General features: G+C 63.8%; 14 protein-coding genes. 6 read left to right on the top strand and 8 right to left on the bottom strand.

The window, feature by feature from the left end; all coding sequences use genetic code 11:
- Positions 1-194: 194 nt before the first annotated feature.
- From NKI20_RS01025 to hutI, 6 genes are all read right to left on the bottom strand, one after another.
- Positions 195-8,798, bottom strand: a complete 8,604-nt coding sequence (locus NKI20_RS01025) for a glycoside hydrolase family 94 protein (protein ID WP_352827496.1) — start codon at positions 8,796-8,798, stop codon at positions 195-197.
- A gap of 270 nt (positions 8,799-9,068) precedes the next feature.
- A complete protein-coding gene (locus tag NKI20_RS01030) occupies positions 9,069-9,656 on the bottom strand; it encodes a HutD/Ves family protein (RefSeq protein ID WP_352827499.1) in 588 nt (195 codons plus the stop codon).
- A 12-nt stretch (positions 9,657-9,668) separates the two neighbouring features.
- The gene (gene hutU / locus NKI20_RS01035) at positions 9,669-11,339 is read right to left on the bottom strand and encodes a urocanate hydratase (RefSeq protein WP_352827501.1); all 1,671 of its coding nucleotides are present in this window, start codon (positions 11,337-11,339) and stop codon (positions 9,669-9,671) included.
- Positions 11,340-11,365: 26 nt separating this feature from the next.
- Entirely contained in the window at positions 11,366-12,184 is an 819-nt protein-coding gene (gene hutG, locus NKI20_RS01040; RefSeq protein ID WP_352827631.1) for an N-formylglutamate deformylase, read from the bottom strand.
- A complete protein-coding gene (gene hutH / locus NKI20_RS01045; protein ID WP_352827504.1) occupies positions 12,184-13,725 on the bottom strand; it encodes a histidine ammonia-lyase in 1,542 nt (513 codons plus the stop codon). The genes hutG and hutH overlap by 1 nt, the downstream gene beginning before the upstream one ends.
- Positions 13,722-14,957, bottom strand: coding sequence for an imidazolonepropionase (gene hutI, locus NKI20_RS01050; RefSeq protein ID WP_352827634.1), 1,236 nt, complete (start codon positions 14,955-14,957; stop codon positions 13,722-13,724). The genes hutH and hutI overlap by 4 nt, the downstream gene beginning before the upstream one ends.
- 98 nt (positions 14,958-15,055) lie before the next feature.
- Between hutI and NKI20_RS01055 the strand changes: the two genes are divergently transcribed.
- Positions 15,056-16,408, top strand: coding sequence for a formimidoylglutamate deiminase (locus NKI20_RS01055; RefSeq protein WP_352827507.1), 1,353 nt, complete (start codon positions 15,056-15,058; stop codon positions 16,406-16,408).
- Positions 16,405-17,142 carry a histidine utilization transcriptional repressor HutC gene (hutC, locus tag NKI20_RS01060; RefSeq protein WP_352827509.1) on the top strand — a complete coding sequence of 246 codons (738 nt, stop codon included), beginning with the start codon at positions 16,405-16,407 and terminating at the stop codon, positions 17,140-17,142. The genes NKI20_RS01055 and hutC overlap by 4 nt, the downstream gene beginning before the upstream one ends.
- A gap of 229 nt (positions 17,143-17,371) precedes the next feature.
- Here hutC and NKI20_RS01065 read toward each other — a convergent pair whose 3' ends face one another.
- A complete protein-coding gene (locus tag NKI20_RS01065) occupies positions 17,372-17,716 on the bottom strand; it encodes a RidA family protein (protein WP_352827511.1) in 345 nt (114 codons plus the stop codon).
- Between the two features lie 227 nt (positions 17,717-17,943).
- Here NKI20_RS01065 and aztA point away from each other — a divergent pair, with 227 nt between their 5' ends.
- The 4 genes from aztA to NKI20_RS01085 all read left to right on the top strand — a co-directional run bounded on the left by aztA (position 17,944) and on the right by NKI20_RS01085 (position 21,088).
- A complete protein-coding gene (aztA, locus tag NKI20_RS01070; protein ID WP_352827514.1) occupies positions 17,944-18,756 on the top strand; it encodes a zinc ABC transporter ATP-binding protein AztA in 813 nt (270 codons plus the stop codon).
- Positions 18,756-19,631 (top strand): zinc ABC transporter permease AztB, encoded by an 876-nt coding sequence (gene aztB / locus NKI20_RS01075; protein WP_352827516.1) that lies wholly within the window; start codon positions 18,756-18,758, stop codon positions 19,629-19,631. The genes aztA and aztB overlap by 1 nt, the downstream gene beginning before the upstream one ends.
- Before the next feature lie 26 nt (positions 19,632-19,657).
- Positions 19,658-20,599, top strand: a complete 942-nt coding sequence (gene aztC / locus NKI20_RS01080) for a zinc ABC transporter substrate-binding protein AztC (protein WP_352827518.1) — start codon at positions 19,658-19,660, stop codon at positions 20,597-20,599.
- A 150-nt stretch (positions 20,600-20,749) separates the two neighbouring features.
- Complete coding sequence (locus NKI20_RS01085) at positions 20,750-21,088, top strand: protein tyrosine phosphatase family protein (RefSeq protein WP_352827520.1); 339 nt, start codon at positions 20,750-20,752, stop codon at positions 21,086-21,088.
- 29 nt (positions 21,089-21,117) lie between these two features.
- On the opposite strand, the gene NKI20_RS01090 is transcribed toward NKI20_RS01085, so the two are convergent.
- Positions 21,118-21,585 carry an Lrp/AsnC family transcriptional regulator gene (locus tag NKI20_RS01090; protein WP_352827522.1) on the bottom strand — a complete coding sequence of 156 codons (468 nt, stop codon included), beginning with the start codon at positions 21,583-21,585 and terminating at the stop codon, positions 21,118-21,120.
- Positions 21,586-21,703 lie beyond the last annotated feature (118 nt).

Consider the following 21,703-nt stretch of genomic DNA (forward strand, 5'->3'; position numbering starts at 1 on the left):
GGGGACTACGTCTCGTCGATCGAGGCGACCCTTACGGCGCACCCCAAGCCTTTGATTTCATGTGCTTCTCAGAGGCATCGCCTTCAGCCGGGCCGACGGCAACGCCGGACGGCATGGCGCCGCGCATCTCGTCATGGCCCAAAAACCGAGCCCCCGGGGCTAGGTCCGGGAGCACGCTTTTGGGGCAACATGCATCAGGCCGGGATCCTGACGATGACGTCGGTAACTTCGCCAGCCCTCAGTTCGAGCGCCGAAGCCTTGGTCTTTGCCCCGTTCACCTCCAGCGTCACGGCCTTGGCCTTATTGTCGCGGATGACGCGAACCTTGAGTTCCGCCCCCAGCATCTTGAGGGTTGCCGAATAGCCGTCCCAGTGAGTGGGTAGTTTCGGCTTGAACTGGACACGCTTGCCGCGCCGTTCGATGCCGAGGATGCCTTCTACCGCCGCCCTGTAGAGCCAGCCGGCGGAGCCGGTGTACCAGGTCCAGCCGCCACGGCCGCCCTTGTTGTTGCCGGCATTGCCGTCCCCGGCATAGATATCGGCCGCCACGACATAAGGTTCGACGCGATAGTGCTCGGCCGAGGCCTCGTCGATCGCATGGTTGACGGGGTTCAGCATCGAGAAACAGCGATAGGCCTCGTCGGTCCGCCCCATCTCGGCAAGCGCGATGACGAACCATGTGGCGGCGTGGGTGTACTGGCCGCCATTCTCGCGCACACCGGGCGGATAGCTCTTGATATACCCTGGGTCTTTATCCGTCTTCGAGAAGGGCGGCGTGAACAGCTTGACGATCTTGAGCTTGTCGTCGACGAGCAGCTTGGTCGCCTGCTCCATCGCCGTCGTCGACCGCGCCGGATCGCCCTCTCCCGAAAGCACGCTCCAGGACTGGGCGATCGAGTCGATCTTGCATTCCTGCGAGGTTCGCGACCCCAGCGGGCTGCCATCGTCGAAGCTGCCGCGCCGATACCATTCGCCGTCCCATGCCGTACTTTCAAGCGCCCGCTTCAGCACATCGGCATGTTTCGCCCAGGCCTGTGCACGCTTGGCATCGCCCTCGATCTTGGCAACGGGGGCGAAGTCACCCAAAGTCTTCAACAGGAACCAGCCGAGCCATACGCTCTCGCCCTTGCCGTGCCCGCCGACGCGGTTCATGCCGTCGTTCCAGTCGCCGCCGAGGATCAGCGGCAGGCCCGCAGGACTGCTGCGCTTGATGGCGAGATCGAGCGCGCGCGCGCAATGGTCGTAGAGCGACGCCGACTTCTTCGAGATTTCCGGAGTGAAGAAGGCATCGTGCTCATCATCGCCCAGCGTCTGCCCGTCGATGAAGGGCAATTGCTCCTTCAGTATGGCGACATCACCGGTGACCAACAGGTAGCGCGCCGTGGCGTGAGCCAGCCAGACCACGTCGTCGGAGATCAGGGTGCGCACGCCGGCACCGGTGCGCGGCAGCCACCAGTGCTGCACGTCGCCTTCGGGGAATTGCCGCCGTGCCGCGTTGAGTATCTGGTCGCGCGCCAGTTGCGGATCATGCGCCAGCAACGCAAGCGTATCCTGCAACTGGTCGCGGAAGCCGAACGCACCACTGGCTTGATAGAAGGCGGAGCGGGCACGGATGCGACAGGCCAGGCTCTGATAGGGCAGCCAGTGATTGACCATGGCGTCGAGTGCCTTGTCCGGCGTCTCGACCTGGAAGGTGTCAAGGAAGCCACGCCACTCGCGCTCATTCTCGGCCAAACGCTGGTCGAAATCCTTGGCCCGGTGCTTCCGCACCAAGGCACTCGCCTCCTCGGCGGATTCGGCGTCACCGAGCAGCCAGAGCAGCGTCACGTCGCCGCCGGCCGGAATCTCAATGTCGCGGGCGATCGCCGCGCACGGATCGTCGCCGGCCTCGACACGGTCCGACAGTCCAGCACCGCTTAGCACCGCCTGCGGAAGCTCGCTGGAACCATGCCGGCCGAGGAACTCCGAGCGGTCGGATGTCACCGAATGGACGCCGCCATCAGCGGCGAGGAAGGCCACCCGCTCGCCGAAATCGAGACCATAGGGATTTTGCGCCAGCAACGCGCCGCTGGCAGCGTCCCGCGCCGGAACGATGGTTGCCGCCGTGCGCGACCGATGCCCGCCGAGCACCCATTCGGCATAGGCATAGACACGCAGCCGTGCCGGCACCGAACCCGAATTCTGGATACGCAGCCGCGAAATTTTCACCGGATCGACCGGATCGACGACATGGGTAAGATCCATCGACAACGGCCCGCGCTTCGAACGGAAGGTCGAGAAACCCTGGCCATGCCAGGCCTCGTAGGTCATCGAGGGGTCGCGCACCATGGCGGCGAGCGGCGAGAACGCCTTGCCGCTGGCCTGATCGTAGATGTAGAGGCCCTCGCCCGGCCGGTTCGAAACCGGATCATTCGACCATGGCGTCAACTGGTAGTCGCGGCTGTTTCGGCTCCAGGTGAATGCAGCACCCTCGGCCGAGGTATGGAAGCCGAACGAGGCGTTGGAGACGACGTTGATCCACGGCTGCGGCGTCGTTCGCCGGCCGGCAAGGCGCACGACATAGTGCCGCCCGTCGCCGTCGAAACCGCCAAATCCGTTCCACTGGCTGAGCCCGCTTCCATCGGCGCTGACATTGGCCACCGCCTGCGAGGCGAATGCATGCGTCGTGGGCATCGGCGACGGCAGGTCACGCGGAACCGGCAACGCTGTCGGCAGCAGGGCGTCGCGCGCCTGCAAGGCGGCTGCTTCGGCCCGCTCGATCTGGTCGAAGATGGTGCCGTTGCGCGTGTGCAGGACGACGCGGGCCACGGCGAGCAGCGTCTTGTAGGTCGTGTCGTCCATAAGATCGCGGCGCACCGCGAAAATGTGCTGGCGAGGTCCGAGCTCCTTGCCGCGCAAACGGCTGTTTTCGCATAGCGTCTCGACCGCCCGTTGCAGGTCCTGGACATAGGAGGAGGCCTGCTCGTTGACGACGACGAAGTCGATCATCATGCCACGGCTGCGCATATATTCCTGGAAACGCAACGCCTGGGCGACGATTTCCAGATCGGCCACGTCACCGATCCTGACCAGGAAGATCGGGAAATCGCCGGAAATGCTGGTCGGCCACAGGCTCGACTGCTTGCCCAGCCCCGTGGAAATGGACTCGGCGGGAAGACGCAGGAACGGATCCGGATAGATCAGGTAGCGCGCCAGCTTCTGGACATTGGCGGCATCGGTCAGGCTGAGGCCCATATGACGCGTCTGGACCTGGCTGCGCGTCCAGGCGAGCATGGCCTGGCGGGCAAAACTCTCGGGATGATCGAGCCGGGCGATAGCCTCGTCCAGTTCGGCACGGCCGGCGCCGACCACAGTCCAGAAAGTCAACGATATCTTCTTGTTGGCCGGCACCCGCACTTGCCGGCGCAGCGAGGCGACGGGATCGAGCGTGAAGCCTGAATGGCCGCCGAGCCTGGCGCCCGGATCGAACGCGGCTGCGTCGACAATGGTACGGCCACGGCCGATGAAGGCGCGCCTGTCGGTCTCGGCCTCGGCATCGCGCGCCGATCCTGATGGATCGGTGACGAAATGCACCATGGCGATATCGGGCTCGCTGGTCTCGCGCTTGCGCCGTGTGGCGAAGATCGCCGCGTTATTCGCAGAGATTTCGGTTTCCACGAACATCTTCGAGAAGGCCGGATGCGCGTTGTCGGATGCTTCCAGACCGAGCACCAGTTCGGCAAAAGAGGTCACTTCAATGTGACGGTCGGATGGGCCATCATTGTAGAGCGTGACCCGACGCCCCTCGCCGTTGCCTTCCGAAACGACGATACATTCGACCTCGGAGCGCAACGTCCCCACCGATTTGACGAAGCTCGCCTTGTCGTCGGAGAACAAGGTCTGCGCCGTTTCCTCGGCCGCACGCTTCGGCTCCGATGTCGCCGACCACCAGTCGCCGGTATCGGCGTCTCGCAGGAAGATGTAGGACCCAAGCCGGTCCTCGGTCGGGTCCGGCTGCCAGCGGGTGACGGCGAGATCGCCCCAGCGGCTGTAGCCCGAGCCGGTCGCCGTGACCATCACCGAATAACGTCCGTTCGACATGACGCTGGTCGAGCGCAGCGATTGCAGCGGGTTGAGCACGATGCGGGTGTCAGGGCTCTCGATCTCGGTCTCGTCCTTGGAGCGTTCGTCGGCCTCGGTCCTGACGGTCGCGGTCGGAATGTCGCGGGGCGCCCTCTCCTGCAGCAGCAGTTCGGCCGATTCGATGACCGGATCGCTGTGGAAGCGGTCGCGCATGCGACCTTCGAAGATGGCGTCGGCGACCGCCACGATCGACATGCCCGAATGGTGCGCCATGTAGTTTTGCACGACGACATGGTCGGTGCCTTCCGGCACGCGCTGCGGCGTGAAGTCGACGGCGTCGTAGTAGCCGTGGCGGCCTAGTGCGCCGACTTCCCTGAGCCGGGCGAGATTGTGCACGGCCTCACGCGGGTTGAACTGTGCCGCCAATATGGTGGCGTAAGGTGCGATTACCGTGTTTTGGCCAAGGCCGCGCTTCAGCCCGAGGCCGGGCACGCCGAAATTGGTGTACTGGTAGGTCAGTTCACGGTCGCGGGCATTGTAGGCCGCTTCGGAAATGCCCCACGGTACGTTCTTCTGGCGGCCATACTGGATCTGGCGCTTGATGATCAGCTTGCTGGTCTGGTTGAGGATCGAACCGTGCGGCTCCTTCATCACCAGCGGCGGCATCAGATATTCGAACATCGAGCCGGACCACGACATCAGCGCGCCCTGAAACCCGATCTCGACGATCGGTCGGCCAAGCCGGAACCAGTGCTCGGTCGGCAGGTCGCCCTTGGCGATGGCGAAAAGGCTGGTCAGCCGCGCCTCGGAAGCCAGAAGGTCGTAGCAGCTTTCGTCGAGCTGGTGTTCCTCGACCCGGTAGCCGATCGACAGCAATTTGCGCTCCGGCCGCATCAGGAAGGAGAAATCCATCTCGAAGGCGAAGCGGCGCGTGCGCTCGCGCAGGGTGATCAGCTTGGCACGCAATGCCTCGACGGCATTGTCGTCGCTGTGCGCGTCGTGGACATGCGCCTCGCAGGTGGCCTCCAGCCTTGCCGCCCAGTCGACGATGACGTCGCTCTGGGGCGACGCCGCCTCGGTGTGGATAGCTGTGGCAAGCTTGCGGATCTCGCCGGCAAGCACAGCCAGGTTGATGGTGCGGATCGACGCCATCTCCGGCTGCGCCTTGATGGTGTCGACCGCGCGCCGCATGCCGTCGAGACGGTCGGCGAGGCGCTGGCGCAGGGGGCGCAGCTGGCGACGGTCATCGGGCAACTCATCAAGGCTTTCGCTGAGAACGGTGACCGTGTCGAGAATGCCTTCGAAATCACCCTGGAGATGGACGGAGGGTGCCTCCGCCCATTCGGCGCAGGCTGCCGCCACAGCCACCAGATGGCCGGCAAGATTGCCGCTGTCGACGGCCGAGATGTAGAGCGGGTAGAGCGGCTTCAGTGTCGTCGTGTCGTACCAGTTGAAGAGGTGGCCGCGGTCGCGCGGCATACCCTCGATCGTCGACATGGTGGCGTCGATGCGGGTGATGGCATCGGACAGGCTGATCCAGCCGAAATCGCGGGCCGATACGACGGACAGCAGGTAGACGCCGATATTGGTCGGCGAGGTACGTGGTGCGACGACCGGCGCCGGGCTTTCCTGGAAATTGTCGGGCGGCAGATGGTGGTGCTCTGACGTCACGAAGCTTTCGAAATAGTGCCATGTGCGCCGTGCCACCGTGCGCAACGCATGGATGTCAGCTTGCGATATGCGCAAGCGATCCTCGGTTTCGGCCGAACGGCTGATCCAACTGGCGATGGCGGGCGAGCCAATCCAGAACAGCGCGAAGAAGAAGGCGACGAAGGCACCGGTGGAATCGGCCAGCACCGGAATGGCAAGGCCGACGAAGCCGATGATCACGGCGCCATACATCATGCCGTAATAGGAACCGACACTATTGTCGCCGCTCTTATGCGCCTGCGAGGCAGTCCGCCATTCCAAAAGATTCTGGCGGCTGACGAACAGCCGGTACAGCGTGCGGACGATGGCATCGCCCATCATCCAGGCGTTGTGCGCCATCAGTACGATCTTCAGCGCCACCATGGCGGTGCCGAAGGCAACGTCGCGTGCCAGGGCCGAAAAATGGCCGCGCGGCGTCTGGTCGCCGCTCTTGGGAAGGATGGCGTTGACGATGTTGAATGTCGGCGCCATGAACAGGCTGAGGATCAGCAAGGCCTGCCATTGCGCCGCCTGCGTGAAGGGCAGCAGCGTCCAGCCGCCGATCGCCGCCATCACCCAGAAGATCGGTGTCAGCGAGCGGCGCAGATTGTCGATCATCTTCCAGCGCGACAGAGCCGGCACGCCGGAGCGCGGATCGAGCATGAAGCCGAGCAGCTGCCAGTCGCCGCGTGCCCAGCGATGGTGGCGCGAGGCATCGACCGAATAGCGCGTCGGATAGTCTTCGACCAGTTCGACGTCGGTGACCAGCGCCGCGCGCGCCAGCGCGCCTTCCAGCAGATCGTGGCTGAGGATGGTGTTTTCCTCGATTCGGCCCTGCAGCGCCGCCTCGAAGGCGTCGACATGATAGAGGCCCTTTCCAGTGAAAGATCCGTCGCCGAAGACGTCCTGGTAGAGATCGGACACGGCAAAGACATAGGGGTCGAGGCCGCGATTGGCCGAAAAGACCCGCTGGAAAAACGATGCATCGTCGCCGCTGGTCAGCGACGCGGTGATGCGCGGCTGCAGGATCGCATAGCCAGCCGTGACGACGCGCTTGCTGGCATCGAAATGCGGGCGGTTGAGCGGGTGGCAAAGCTTGCCGACCATGGTCGCGACCGCGTCTCGAGTGGTGCGCGTGTCGGCATCGAGCGTCATCACATGGACGACGTTCTCCGGTAACGGCACATCGAGCGGCAGGAAGGTGGTGTCGCTGTCACCGCGCAGCAGAAGGTCGAGCTCGTGCAGCTTGCCGCGCTTGCGCTCCCAGCCCATCCAGGACCCTTGAGCCGCATTGAAGAGCCGGCGCCGGTGCAGGATGTAGAAACGCGGCGCACCTTCGGAGGGATAGCGGTCGTTGAGACGGGCGATCTCGGCGCGGGCGAATTCGAGGATTTCAGTATCCGCCGCATCGATCTCGGTCTTGCTGTCGGGCCAGTCCGACAGCAGCGCGAAATGGATTTCATCGGCTGTGTTGGCGAGATGATGCACCTCGATGTTGCGGACATTCTCCTCGACGTCGTCCCGTGAACCGATCAGCGACGGCACCACCACCAGCGTGCGCGCCTCGGGCGGCACGCCGTGCCTGTAATCGTAGCCGACGAGGCGCGTCGGTTTGAGGAACAGCGAAACGACAGTGTTGAAGAAGGCGAGCGCGCCCTCGCTGGCCGGCACTGCAAACAGCACCAGCATCAGGGCGATCGACGGCACCGACAGGCCGAGATTGGCAAGTGCGTTGCCGGAGAGGACCAGAAGCAGGGCCGTCAGCGCAAACACCGGCACGACGATGCCAAGCCATCCGGTCTTGCGGAAGGCTCGTTTGAACGTCTGGCTGATGGTAGGCCGATAGCCGATCGCCTTCTCCAGCTCCAGCCGGCGTGGGCCGACGAGAAAGAAACCCACATCGGTGTGGGCGGATGGCGTTGGTACGGCATCGCCTACATCATCACGCGACATGGTCTCGCCGGCAGCGTGGCCGGCCAGTTCGATGGCTTTGTCGGCGACACGATATTCGGAGAGGTCCGAGCGGCGCGCCAGTTCCTCGATCGCAGTCCGGTACTGGTCACGCGAGAAGAAGTCGAGCGCGGCGAAATCGGTGCGCTCGCGCAGCACCGTATCGATGCGGCTGACGCCTTCGAACCAAACGGTCCAGTCGACGTCGTTGATGAGGCGCAGGCCGCGGATGATGTTGCCTGTCGTCACATTGCCGCTGGACAGCGTCTGATGCTCGGAAATGATGATTTCCTCGGCGTCGGAGCCGGCCTTTTCGAGTTCACCTTCCAGCCATTCCAAGGCCTTGCCGGCGTTCTGCGATCCATCGCGCAGACGGTAGAGCAGCTGGGTGGCAAAGGTGGTGTCCTGCGCATGGACGCTGAAGTTGGACAGGATTGCCTGCCGGTCGGAACTGTCGTCGATCGCCAGAACCTTGTCCGCCACATCATTGGCGATCTGGCGCATCTGACGGGTGCGATTGACCCTGACCGCCAACCGGCGGAGATTCTCGATCAGGACGAAGCGCAACAGGGAAGGCAGCGCCCAGAGCTCGCCGATCTTCAGCGGCTCGACCGATTGAAAACCCTGGACGATGGACTTGAACATCGTCGCCGAGACGGAGCTGTCCGAATGCGCCATATAGGTCCAGGCCAGCGCCAGCGCACGCGGCACGCTGCCGTTATCAGGCAGTTTCAGGGTCGGCAGCTGGCGATAGAAGCGGCGCGGCAGATCGCGCTTGACTTGGAAAATAGTCTCTTCGACCAGATAATTGTTGTCGAGCAGCCATTGAGCCGACGGCGTGATCGTCTCGCCCCTCGCCTGCGCCGCATTCGTCGACCGGTAGACTTCCAAAATCTTCTTGGCACTGTCACGGATACGGGCCTGAAAATCGAAAGGCGTCAGGCCGAACAAATCCGTGAGGTCGCCGTTTGCCAGCCTTTCACCGAGCAGCCGAAGGCGCTCCTCAGGCAGGTAATTGGAGCGGATCGGCTCTTCGGTGATGGCCGGGAAGCTCGCGCTTGTCTTCTCGATTTGGGCAGGGGTCGTCTGAATATTCATTGAAAATTCCGTAAGCGGGGCAGTCCAGCGGCGTCACCGCCACGGCAATGGCCCTAAAACCGATTCAATTGCAATTGGTTGCATAAGCCCCATTTGCCGAAATGTTGTTTCCGCACCGCGACAGGGCGTCATCTCTCAGCGAAAAACAACGACGAGCGCCCCTCTTCCCGTCGGGATCGATCGACGGAAAGGATTCGGGCTTTTTCGTGATGCCCGCCTTCAGCTTACGCTATAATTCGTCGGCATCGCGATCATGTTTGGAAACAGGCGTTAACCATTGCCGGAAATGCCGCCGATCCGGATCACGAACAGCGTTGCGGCATGGGCTGGCTGGACAAGCAGGCTGGCGCTGTCCGGACCGGCTATCAACGTGTCCAGCGCTCCGAGGCGAACCGATCCGATGTCGCTCACGGTTATGTCCCCGTCCAGGCATAGGATCAGGGTCGTACACGCGTCGGTCCTGATTTCCACGGGTACCGAAACAACCAGGCGCTCGACCGAATGCGTCATCCGGCTTCTGCGGGTCATGACATTGAGATCGGTGATCGGCCCGCCGATCAGCGTGGCCGAGGTCTGCACGTCGGCCGGGAAGGAAAACAGGGCGGTCGCCCTGTTTATGGTTGTCGGCGGGTAGCCGGCAATCTTGAGGACGATGCCCTCGCCTTCGAGCACGGCAAGGGTGCGATCGATGCCTGCAAACTGCGAGAACGGGCCGCTCGATTCGACGCGCGCCATCGAGACGCGCCAGTCGAAGTCGTCGAGGCCGGCCCCAGTGGGGGAGACGGCGATTTCGGTCGTCACGCCACCGCCGTTCTTCCACGGCATCGACCGGTATTCGGCTGCCCGCAGGATGCGCATCGGTTCAGGCAGTCAGCCGAGAATGCCGGGCAGGTTGAGCTGATGCTCCCTGGCGCATTCGATGGCGATGTCGTAGCCGGCATCGGCGTGGCGCATCACGCCGGTCGCCGGGTCATTCCACAACACCCGTTCCAGGCGTTTGGCCGCTTCGCGCGTGCCGTCGGCGACGATGACCATGCCGGCGTGCTGCGAGAAGCCCATACCGACGCCGCCGCCATGGTGCAGCGACACCCAGGTGGCGCCCGACGCCGTGTTGAGCAATGCGTTGAGCAGCGGCCAGTCGGACACGGCATCCGAGCCGTCCTTCATGGACTCCGTTTCGCGGTTCGGCGAGGCGACCGAGCCGGAATCGAGGTGATCGCGGCCGATGACGACCGGCGCCTTCAGCTCGCCCTTGGCCACCATCTCGTTGAAAGCAAGGCCGAGCCGATGCCGGTCGCCGAGACCAACCCAGCAGATACGAGCCGGCAAACCCTGAAAGGCGATGCGCTCACGCGCCATATCGAGCCAGTTGTGCAGATGGGTGTTGCCGGGCGTCAGTTCGCGCACCTTGGCGTCGGTCTTGTAGATATCCTCCGGATCGCCCGACAGGGCCGCCCAGCGGAACGGACCGATGCCGCGGCAGAACAGCGGACGGATATAGGCCGGCACGAAACCGGGGAAGGCGAAAGCGTTCTCGAAGCCTTCTTCCCTGGCCACCTGGCGAATGTTGTTGCCATAGTCGAGCGTCGGTACACCGGCGTTCCAGAACGCCACCATCGCCTCGACATGTTCGCGCATCGAAGCGCGGGCCGCCTTCTCGACCGCCTTGGGGTCGCTGACGCGCTTCTCGCGCCATTCGGCCATCGTCCACCCCTTTGGCAGATAGCCATTGATGGGGTCATGAGCCGAAGTCTGGTCGGTGACAATATCGGGACGGATACCGCGCCTGAACATTTCCGGCACGATCTCGGCCGTATTGCCAAGCAGGCCGACCGACTTCGCCTCGCCGGCCTTGGTCCAGCGCTCGATCATCTCCATCGCTTCATCGAGCGTCTCGGCCTTCTCGTCGACGTAGCGTGTGCGCAGGCGGAAATCGATCGAGTCCGGATTGCATTCGATCGCCAGGCAGCAGGCGCCGGCCATGACAGCCGCGAGCGGCTGGGCGCCGCCCATGCCGCCGAGCCCGCCAGTCAAGATCCATTTTCCCTTCAGATTGCCGCCATAGTGCTGGCGACCGGCCTCGACGAAGGTCTCGTAAGTGCCCTGCACGATGCCTTGCGTGCCGATATAGATCCACGAGCCGGCCGTCATCTGGCCGTACATCATCAGGCCCTTCTTATCGAGCTCGTTGAACTTCTCCCAGGTCGCCCAATGCGGCACGAGGTTGGAGTTGGCGATCAGCACGCGCGGCGCATCGGGATGGGTGCGGAACACACCGACTGGCTTGCCCGACTGGACCAGCAAAGTCTCGTCATCGGCCAGCGTCCTCAACGACGCGACGATGCGGTCAAAATCGTTCCAGGTGCGCGCCGCCCTGCCGATGCCGCCATAGACGACCAGTTCGTTGGGATTTTCGGCGACGTCCGGGTCAAGATTGTTCATCAGCATGCGCAGCGGTGCTTCCGTCAGCCAGGAGCGGGCACTGATTTCCGTGCCACGCGGGCTGCGGACTTCGCGGATGTTGTGGCGAGGATTGTTCATGGCGTCACTCCAAAAAGGATCGAATTTCAGACGCGCGCCCAGGATGTCGCGGCCTCGAGGATTTTCCGCAGCGTCGCGCGGATCGGTGCTGCGAACTCGGCATCGTAAGGCACCGGCCAATTGTCCGGCATACCCTTGCCGTCGGGCTCGCGCATATAGCCGCGGTTGGAGAGCTCCATCTGCAGCGCATGCACGCCCTGTTGTGGCTGGCCGAAATGGCGTGTGATCCAGCCGCCCTTGAAGCGGCCATTGACGACATAAGCTTCGCCGGTTTCGGCCATGATCTGGCCGATCATCGCCTGCAAGGCCGGATCGGCGCTCGCGCCGTCATTGGTGCCGAGATTGAACACCGGCAGCATCCCTTCGAACAGGCGCGGCAGCACCGAGCGGATCGAGTGGCAGTCATAGACGACGATCTTTTCGTGCAGGCCACGCAGCCGGTCGATCTCGGCCTGTAGCGAGGCATGGTAGGGCGCGAAGAATTTTTCACGGCGCTCGTCGATCTCCGACGGCCCCGGCTCTTCGCCCTCCCGATAGAGCGGATCGCCGTCGAAAGTCTCGGTCGGGCACAGGCCAGTCGTCGCCTGACCGGGATAGAGCGAGGCGCCGGACGGATCACGGTTGACGTCGATGACGGTGCGCGAGATCGCCGTATGCACGACAGTCGCCCCAAGGTCGGTGGCGAAATCGTAAAGCTTGTCGATCCACCAGTCACAATCGCGACGGCCAAGCCAGGGCGACACCAGCCGGTTCTCGAGGCCGGCGAGGTCGATGCCGGTGTGCGGGATCGAGACCAGCAACGGGGCCGTGCCGCGCGTTATCGTGAGCCAGGGCGCGCTTGCCATCATGCCGCTCCAGAAATCGACGGCAGCGCTACCGTGCCGGCTGCCTTGATCGTCGCGCCGCTGCGCACCATTGCGATGGCCTTTTCCATATCGGGGTGGAAATGCCGGTCATTGTCGAGATGCGGCACCTCGGCCCGAACCAGCTTGCGCACGGCTTCAAGTGCCGCGCTCGACGCCAGCGGGGCATGGAAGTCGCAGCCTTGTGCCGCGGCCAGCAATTCGATGCCGATGACCGCGGTGGCGTTCTCGACCATGCCGATCAGCCGGCGCGCGCCATGCGCGGCCATCGAAACGTGGTCTTCCTGGTTGGCCGAAGTGGGTATCGAATCGACGCTGGCCGGATAGGCTTTCTGCTTGTTCTCGGAAACCAGGGCTGCCGCCGTCACCTGCGGGATCATGAAGCCGGAGTTCAAGCCGGGCTTCGGCGTCAGGAAGGCCGGCATGCCCGACAATGCCGGGTCGACCAGCATGGCGATGCGGCGTTCCGACAGTGAACCGATCTCGCAGACCGCCAGCGCGATCATGTCGGCGGCGAAGGCCACCGGCTCGGCGTGGAAATTGCCGCCCGAAAGCGCGGTGTCGTCCTCGGCGAAGATCAGCGGATTGTCGGTGACGCCATTGGCCTCGGTGCCTAGCGTGTCGGCGGCCTGGCGCAGGACGGTGAGCGCCGCGCCCATGACCTGCGGCTGGCAGCGCAGGCAATACGGATCCTGCACGCGCTCGTCGCCAACCCGGTGCGATTCGCGGATGGCGCTGCCGGCCATCAAATTGCGCAGCGCGTCCGCCGTCTCGATCTGGCCGCGATGCTGTCTCAGCGCATGGATGCGCGGGTCGAAGGGCGCGTCCGAGCCTTTTGCGGCATCGGTCGATAGCGCGCCAGCGACCAGTGCAGACTGATAGAGCACTTCGGCCTCGAACAGGGCGGCCAGCGCATAGGCGGTCGAAAACTGCGTGCCGTTGAGCAGCGCCAGGCCTTCCTTGGCGCCCAAGGTCACGGGCTCCAGCCCGTGCGAGACGAAGGCCACCTTGGCCGGGAAACGGCCGTGCGGGGTAAAGCATTCGCCGACGCCGATCATCACCGCTGTCATGTGCGACAGCGGGGCAAGGTCGCCGGAAGCGCCGACCGACCCTTGCGCCGGCACCACCGGGATGACGTCGTTTGCGAGCATCGCTTCGAGCAGTTCGATGGTCTGCGGCCGCACGCCGGACGCGCCCTGCGCCAGGCTGGCGAGCTTCAGCGCCATCATCAGCCGGCAAATGGCTGATGGCATTGGCTCGCCGACGCCGGCGGCGTGCGACAGCACGATGTTGCGCTGCAAGGTCTCGAGATCCTCAGCGGGGATGCGAACGCTGGCCAGTTTGCCGAAGCCGGTGTTGATGCCGTAGACCGGCTCGCCCTTGGCGACGATCCTGGCGACGGCTTCGGCGCTCGCCTTGATTTTCGGCCGGCAGGCATGGTCCAGCTTGGGCACGGCGCCGCGGTAGATGGCGCGCCAGTCGGCCAGCGTCGCGTTGCCGGGCGTCAGCGTTAGTTCGGTCATTGTCCTCTCCAGATGCGGGCATGCAGCGGATTGAAGCCCATGCGGTAGACGAGTTCGGCGGGGCGCTCGATGTTCCAGATCGCCAGATCGGCGGATTTTCCAGCTTCGAGCGTGCCGGTTTCACCCAGCTTGCCAAGCGCCCGGGCGGCCTCGCGGGTGACGCCGGCAAGGCATTCGTCGATCGTCAGGCCAAACAAGGTCGCCGCCATATTCATGGTCAGAAGCAGCGAGGTCAGCGGCGAGGTGCCGGGATTGTTGTCGGTGGCGACAGCCATCTTGACGCCGTTCTGGCGAAACAGGCCGATCGGCGGCTTCTTGGTTTCGCGAATGAAGTAGTAAGCGCCGGGCAGGATCGTCGCCACGGTTCCCGCCCTGGCCATCGCCGCTGCACCCGCCTCATCGGTGTATTCGAGATGATCGGCCGACAGTGCGCCATAGCGGGCGGCGAGTTCGGCGCCGTGCAGGTTGGACAGTTGGTCTGCATGGAGCTTGACCGGCAGGCCGGCGGCCTTGGCCGCATCGAAGACGCGCGCCATCTGGTCCGGTGAAAAGGCAATGCCCTCGCAAAAGCCGTCGACGGCATCGGCCAGCCCCTCGGCGGCAACCGCCGGGAGAATTTCTTTGGCGACCAGATCGATAAAGCTGTCCTTGTCGCCCTCGGCCTCCGGCGGCAGGGCATGGGCGCCGAGGAAGGTTGTGCGGATCGTCACCGGACGCTGGTTGCCCAACTGCCGCGCAGCGCGCAGCGATTTTTTTTCATTTTCCAGATCAAGCCCATAACCCGACTTGATCTCAATCGTGGTCACACCCTCGGCGATCAGCGCATCGAGGCGGGGTAGCGATTGCGCGACCAACTCGCGCTCGCTGGCGGCGCGCAGCGACTTGACCGAGGAGACAATGCCGCCGCCGGCCCTGGCGACCTCTTCATAAGTGGCGCCGGCCAGCCGCATCTCGAACTCGTTGGCGCGGTTGCCGGCATGAACCAAATGGGTGTGGCAGTCGATCAGGCCGGGCGTGATCCAGCGGCCCTCGCAATCGATCGTCTGGGCATCCTTGGCAAATGCCGCAGGGATCTCCGATTCGGGACCGGCATAGACTATGCGGCCGTCACGTGCAGCGATCGCGCCCCGTTCGACGATTCCCAGTCCGGCCTCGTTTTCGACCAACGTCGCCAAGCGTGTATTGCGCCAGATGCGAACCGCCCCTGCCCGGCCTTTGCTCTCTGCAACCATCATCTTTTCCGTTTCAATCGATGGGGATTATGTATATACATATTGAAACGCACCGCAAGTGCCATCATCGCACGAGAGACAGAGAACCGGAGAGAAAAGTGACTGAGATCTTCGCGGAACAGGCACTCCTTCCCAATGGCTGGCACGACAATGTGCGGCTCAGCTTCGCCAAGGGACGCATTATGGCCGTCGAACCTGGAGCCACAGCGCTGGCCGGCGACGAACGTCACGCGATCCTGCTGCCTGGTATGCCCAACCTGCACAGCCACGCCTTCCAGCGCGGCATGGCTGGCCTTGCCGAGCTTCGCGGCCCCTCCGCCGACAGTTTCTGGAGCTGGCGCGAGGTAATGTACCGCTTCGCCCTGTCGATGACGCCCGATCAGGTCGAGGCTGTTGCAGCACAACTCTATGTCGAGATGTTGGAGGCCGGTTTTTCGCGCGTCGGCGAATTTCACTATCTGCATCACGATCGTGACGGAAAACCCTACACCAACCTCGCCGAAATGGCAGAGCGCATCGCGGCCGCGGCCGGTGAAACCGGTATCGGCCTAACGCTGCTGCCGGTGTTTTATGCGCACTCGTCTTTCGGCGGCACTGCTCCGAACCAAGGCCAGCGGCGATTCGTCAACGATGTGAATCGGTTCTCCCGGCTTGTTGAGAAAAGCCGGGAATCCGTTCGCACTTTGAATCAAGCCGTTGTCGGCATTGCCCCTCACAGTTTGCGCGCGGCGACACCACAGGAATTAGCCGAGGTGGCTGCCATGGCGCCGGACGGGCCGATTCACATCCATGTCGCCGAGCAGGTGAAGGAGGTCGAAGATTGCCTTGCTTGGTCGAGCGCGCGGCCGGTCGAATTTCTGCTCGGCCATGCCGAGGTCGACCAACGCTGGTGCCTGATCCACGCCACGCATATGACCGATGCGGAAACGATCGGCATGGCCAAGAGCGGCGCTGTTGCCGGTCTCTGCCCAATCACCGAGGCCAATCTCGGCGACGGCACTTTTGCCGCGCCGCTATTCAGAGAGCATGGCGGCCGCTTCGGAATCGGCTCCGATTCCAACGTTCTGATCGGGCTGCCCGACGAATTGCGCCAGCTCGAATATTCGCAGCGCCTCGCCCACCGTGCCCGCAACATGCTCGCGGTCGCCGGCGGCTCGACCGGCCGCGCGCTGTTCGACGCCGCACTTGACGGCGGCAGCGTCGCGCTTGGTGCCGGCGCCTCAGCGATCGCGGTCGGCGCATCCGCCGATCTCGTCTCGCTCGACGCCGGCAGTCCCTCGCTGGCCGGCAAGACCGGCGACGCGATCCTCGACGCGTGGATCTTCGCCAATGGCAGCAAGGTCGACTGCGTCTGGGTGCATGGCCAAAGACAGGTCAGCGGCGGCCGGCATGCCAGGCGCGAGGCCATCGCCGAGCGGTTTCGCGGCGTGATGACGGCGCTCTCGGCATGAGCATGACCGGGACAATTGGGACGGAAGGCGGCTCGCTGCACCAGCGCATCCTGTCCGACATCAGCGAGCGCATCATGTCCGGCGCCTGGGCGCCTGGTCACCGCATTCCGTTCGAACACGAACTGAGCGCGCAATACAACTGCTCGCGCATGACGGTGAACAAGGCGCTGTCGCAGCTTGCCAAGGCTGGACTGATCGAACGACGGCGTCGTTCCGGCAGTTTCGTCCGCCGCCCGCAGTCGCAGGCGGCGGTGCTGGAAATCCACGATATCCGGATCGAGGTCGAAGCGCTCGGCCTGGCCTATCGCTACGAGCGCGTGGCGCGACACGAGAGGCTCAGCAGCGCCGAGGATCGCGCACTGCTGGAGCTGGGCGCAGCCGAACCGGTGCTGGCGTTGGAGTGTCGGCATTTCGCCGGCGAGCGGCCATTCGCGCATGAACAGCGGGTGATCAACGTAGCCGCCGTTCCTGAAGCAGCCGACGAGGAATTTTTCGCCATCGCGCCAGGGCCATGGCTAATCAGCCGCGTGCCGTGGAGCGAAGCCGAGCACCGGATACGCGCTGTCGCTGCCGACAGGCTTATCGCGGCCGCGCTCGATATCGCAGCCGGCGCACCGTGCCTGGTGGTCGAACGGCGGACATGGAGCGCCGAACATCCGGTCACCCATGTGCGCTTCACCTATGCCGCCGAGAGCCACGCGCTGGTGGCGCGGTTCACGCCGTCGAAGGGGTAGTCTTTCTTCACCCTCCCCCTTGTGGGGAGGGTCGGCGAACCGGCATTGCGAAGCAATGGTGGCGAGACGGGGTGGGGGTGCGGCGCGGGGGGGGGGGGGGGGGGGGGGGGGGGGGCGGGCCGGGCCGGCGCCGCGGGGGACGCGGCGGACGTGGGGGGGGGGGGGGCGGCCCCCCCCCCCCCCCGGGGCTTGCCCCCCCCCCCCCCCAACATGGGGGAGGGTGAGAAACTCAGATCGCGGCGGTAATAATGATCTCGACCAGATATTCCGGCCCGGCGAGCTTTGCTTCGCCGGTGGCGCGGGCCGGCGTGTTGCCTTGCGGCACCCACTTGTCCCATTCCGCGTTCATCTCGGCAAAGGTGCTCATGTCGGCCAGCCAGACGATCGCCTGCAGGATCTTGGTCTTGTCGGTACCGGCCTTGGCCAGCAGTTGGTCGATTGCCGCCAGGATGTCCCTGGTCTGCGAAGCGACGTTGCCGGTCGGCTGACCGACCTGACCGGCCAGATAGACGGTGTTGCCGTGGATGACGATCTGGCTCATGCGCGGGCCAACGTCGATGCGACGAATGCTCATTGGATGGTTCCTTGCTGTGTCGGTCGTGCCTCTTTAGAGTTGCGGCCGGCCTCGGGCAAGGTCGCCCGGGCAATTCGCCTTGGACCAGCGGCGTGAGACATCCTTACACGGCGAGTTGATCCGGCAGTCGCAATTCCGCCGGATTGGCTTGTTGACTAATGTAATAACATCACATATCCAATCGGCCGCTGACAGCAGCCGGATTTCGCCGCCCCACGGATCGCAGAATGACAAACACATGCCTGACATTCCGCGACCTGACGCTTGGCTACGGCAGCCATCCCGCAATCCATCATCTTGACGGTACCATCCGCAAGGGCTCGCTGACGGCCGTCGTCGGCGCCAACGGCTCCGGCAAATCGACGCTGATGAAAGGCATTGTCGGCGTGTTGAAACCAATGGCCGGCGAGGTCGTCCGCGCGCCTGGCATTCGCGCCGCCTATCTGCCGCAGCAGTCGGAACTCGACCGCTCCTTTCCGGCACGAGTGGTGGATCTGGTCTCGCTTGGCCTGTGGCCACGGCGCGGCCTGCTCGGCCGCTACACCAGGCAAGATCGCGATGATGTTGCCAAAGCACTGATGGCGGTCGGCCTCGGCGGCTTCGAGAAGCGGCCGATCGATACGCTGTCGGGCGGCCAGTTGCAGCGCACGCTGTTTGCGCGTGTGCTGTTGCAGGACGCTGAGCTCATCCTGCTCGATGAGCCGTTCAACGCGGTCGATGCCAAGACGGTTGGCGACCTCATCGCACTGATCAAACACTGGCACGGCGAGGAACGCACCATCATGGTGGTCGTCCACGATCTCGATCTGGTGCGGCAGAATTTCCCCGAAACGCTGCTTCTCGCCCGCCAGCCTATCGCCTGGGGCGAAACCAGGGAAACGCTGAAGCCGGAAAACCTGCTGCGCGCCCGCCGCTTCCACGAAGCCTGGGAAGAGAATGCGCCCTGGTGCGAGCCGGCTGAGGACGCTCATGCCCATGGGCACGATCACGACCATCATGATCACGACCATCACCACGGCGTCGGGCCGAGGGCTGCCTGATGGACGCGCTTTACGGTCTTTTCATCGCGCCTTTCGCCGATTTCGGCTTCATGCAGCGGGCGCTAATCGGTTCGCTGATGCTGTCGCTCGGCGCCTGCCCCATCGGCGTCTTCCTGATGCTGCGACGGATGAGCCTGTCGGGCGACGCCATGGCGCATGCCATCCTGCCGGGTGCGGCCGCCGGCTTCCTGTTCTATGGGCTGGAGATCCTGCCGATGACCATCGGCGGCCTGATCGCCGGCGTCATCGTCGCGCTCGGCGCCGGTGCCGTCTCGCGCTTCACCATCCAGCGCGAGGATGCATCGATGGCGGCGTTCTATCTGATCTCGCTCGCCATCGGCGTGCTGATGGTGTCGATCCGCGGTTCCAGCGTCGATCTCATGCATGTGCTGTTCGGCACCGTGCTGGCGCTCAACAATGAAGCGCTGATGCTGATCGGCGGCATCGTTGCGGTGACATTGGTCAGCCTTGCCATCTTATGGCGGGCATTGGTCGCCGAATGCCTCGATCCGCTATTCCTGCGCTCGGTCAGCCGGCTCGGCAGTCCGGTGCATTTCATCTTCCTCGGCCTTGTCGTGCTCAACCTCGTCGGCGGCTTCCAGGCACTCGGTACCTTGCTGTCGGTGGGGCTGATGATGCTGCCGGCCGCCGCCGCCCGCTTCTGGACGGTGCGCGTCGAGCCGATGTGCGTGCTGGCGGTGTTGATCGGCTTTGCTTCCTGCGTCGCCGGGCTGCTCCTGTCCTATCACGCGTCGCTGCCATCCGGCCCGGCCATCATCCTGTCGGCAGGCGTCGTTTATTTCGGCTCGATCCTATTCGGCACGCGCGGTATCCTGCGCGCCCGCATCGTCCATCACCGTCACAGAACGGCCTGATCCCCGCCCCTAAAGGAGACCTGTCTATGCTGAAATCGATCCGCGCCGCCCTCACGATGAGCGTTATAACATTAACTGCCTTTGGCGCATCGTCGGCCTTCGCGGCACCATTGAAAGTGGTCGCCAGCTTCACCGTCATCGCCGATTTTGCTAGGAATGTCGGCGGCGACCGGATCGATGTAACCACCATCGTCGGGCCGGACGGCGACGCCCATGTCTATGAGCCAAGCCCGGCCGATGCGGTGACAATGGCCAAGGCCGATATCGTGCTGGTCAACGGCCTGCATTTCGAAGGGTTTTTGCAGCGGCTGGTCGACGCCAGCGCCACCAAAGCCTCGATCGTCACGTTGACCAAAGGTGTGACGCCGATCGATTTCAAACCTGAATTCGCCGATGCCGACGCAGCCGAAGGTGCCGGCACCGGTGGCGGCAAGACCGTCACCGATCCGCACGCCTTCCAATCGATCGCCAATGCCAGGATCTATGTGAAGAACATCGCCGAAGCCTTCTGCGCGGCCGACTCCGAAGGCTGCGTCAGCTACCAGACCAATGCCGCCGCCTACACCAAGAGGCTCGATGCAGTCGAAGGCGAAGTGAAAGCGGCGATCGCCTCGATCCCTGAAAACAAGCGTGTCGTCATCACCTCGCATGATGCCTTCGGCTATTTCGAACACGCATACGGCCTGACCTTCCTCGCCCCGCAAGGCATCTCGACCGATTCCGAACCGTCCGCCGCCGACGTCGCCAAGCTGGTCACCCAGGTGAAGCAGGACAGAGCGGCTGCGATCTTCGTCGAGAACATCACCAACCCGCGCCTAATCGAGCAAATCGCCAGCGAGACCGGCATCAAGGTCGGAGGCACGCTCTATTCGGATGCGCTGTCGCAACCCGATGGCCCGGCCTCGACTTATATCGACATGATGCACAACAACATCCGCCAGATCAAAGGGGCGATCCTCGGCAGCTGAGTTTGAAGGGTCATCCAACCGGGCCGCATCGGCCCGGTTGGATTTTCTGGCGCGCAATGTCTATTTGGCAGAGAATTCCTTCGGTGCGGATTGCCGCGCATGTCGGGGAGTGGCAAGACTGCCGCCTGACCAGTTTGCGAGGATACTGTCATGGAATACCGCGAAATCAGTGAGGACTATTCGGTCTCGGGCCAGATACAGCCGGAAGACATCGCCGCCATCAAGGCCGCCGGCTTCAAGAGCGTCATCTGCAACCGACCCGACGACGAGCAGCCCGGCCAGCCTTCGGCCGACACGCTCAAGGCGGCAGCGGAAGCCGCCGGTCTCGCCTTCCGCTATATCCCCGTCATCAGCGGCCAGATCACGGCCGAGAATGTCGAGGATCAGGCCGAGGCGCTGGATGAGCTCGACGGCCCGGTCTTCGCTTATTGCCGCTCCGGCGCGCGCTGCACCAATCTTTATGGGCTGATCCAACAGTCGAAGGGGTAGATTGGCCGAAGGTCGAATCGGGCCAACAGTCAGATCGGCAGCGCGCCGGTTTCCTTCAGTGTCTCCAGCACGATCGCCGTTTTCACGTGCTGCACGGATTCGTGCGGCAGGAGCACACCGTTGACGAATTCCGACAGCGACTTCAAATCGGGCGTCACCACTTTCAAGATGTAGTCCATCTCGCCGGTCAGCGCGTGCGCCTCCTGCACCTCGGGCAGCCGCGCCACCAGTTCGCCGAACCGCCGCGCATTGTCGCGGTTGTGAGTGGCCAATGTCACCGAGATGACGTTGACCAAGGAAAAACCGAGCTTGTCGCGGTCGAGAACGGCGCGATAACCCTTGATAAAGCCGTCTTCCTCCAGCCGCTGGCGGCGGCGCGAGCATTGCGACGCCGACAGGTTGACGCGTTCCGAAAGATCATTGTTGGTCAGCCGAGCATCGCCCTGCAAAAGCGCCATTATCTTGCGGTCAAACTGATCAATGCGCGTCCCATCCATGGTTTTTCCCCACATGGTGCATATTTCGCGCATGAGATGATCATTTCAAGCGTTTGAATGCAAGCACCGTGCACCGGCTCCGCGTTATGATTGCGTCAGATGGCCTTTGCAGGCCAGG

Origin of the sequence: Mesorhizobium sp. M0830 (genome assembly GCF_040319965.1) — a bacterium.
Lineage (GTDB): Bacteria > Pseudomonadota > Alphaproteobacteria > Rhizobiales > Rhizobiaceae > Mesorhizobium.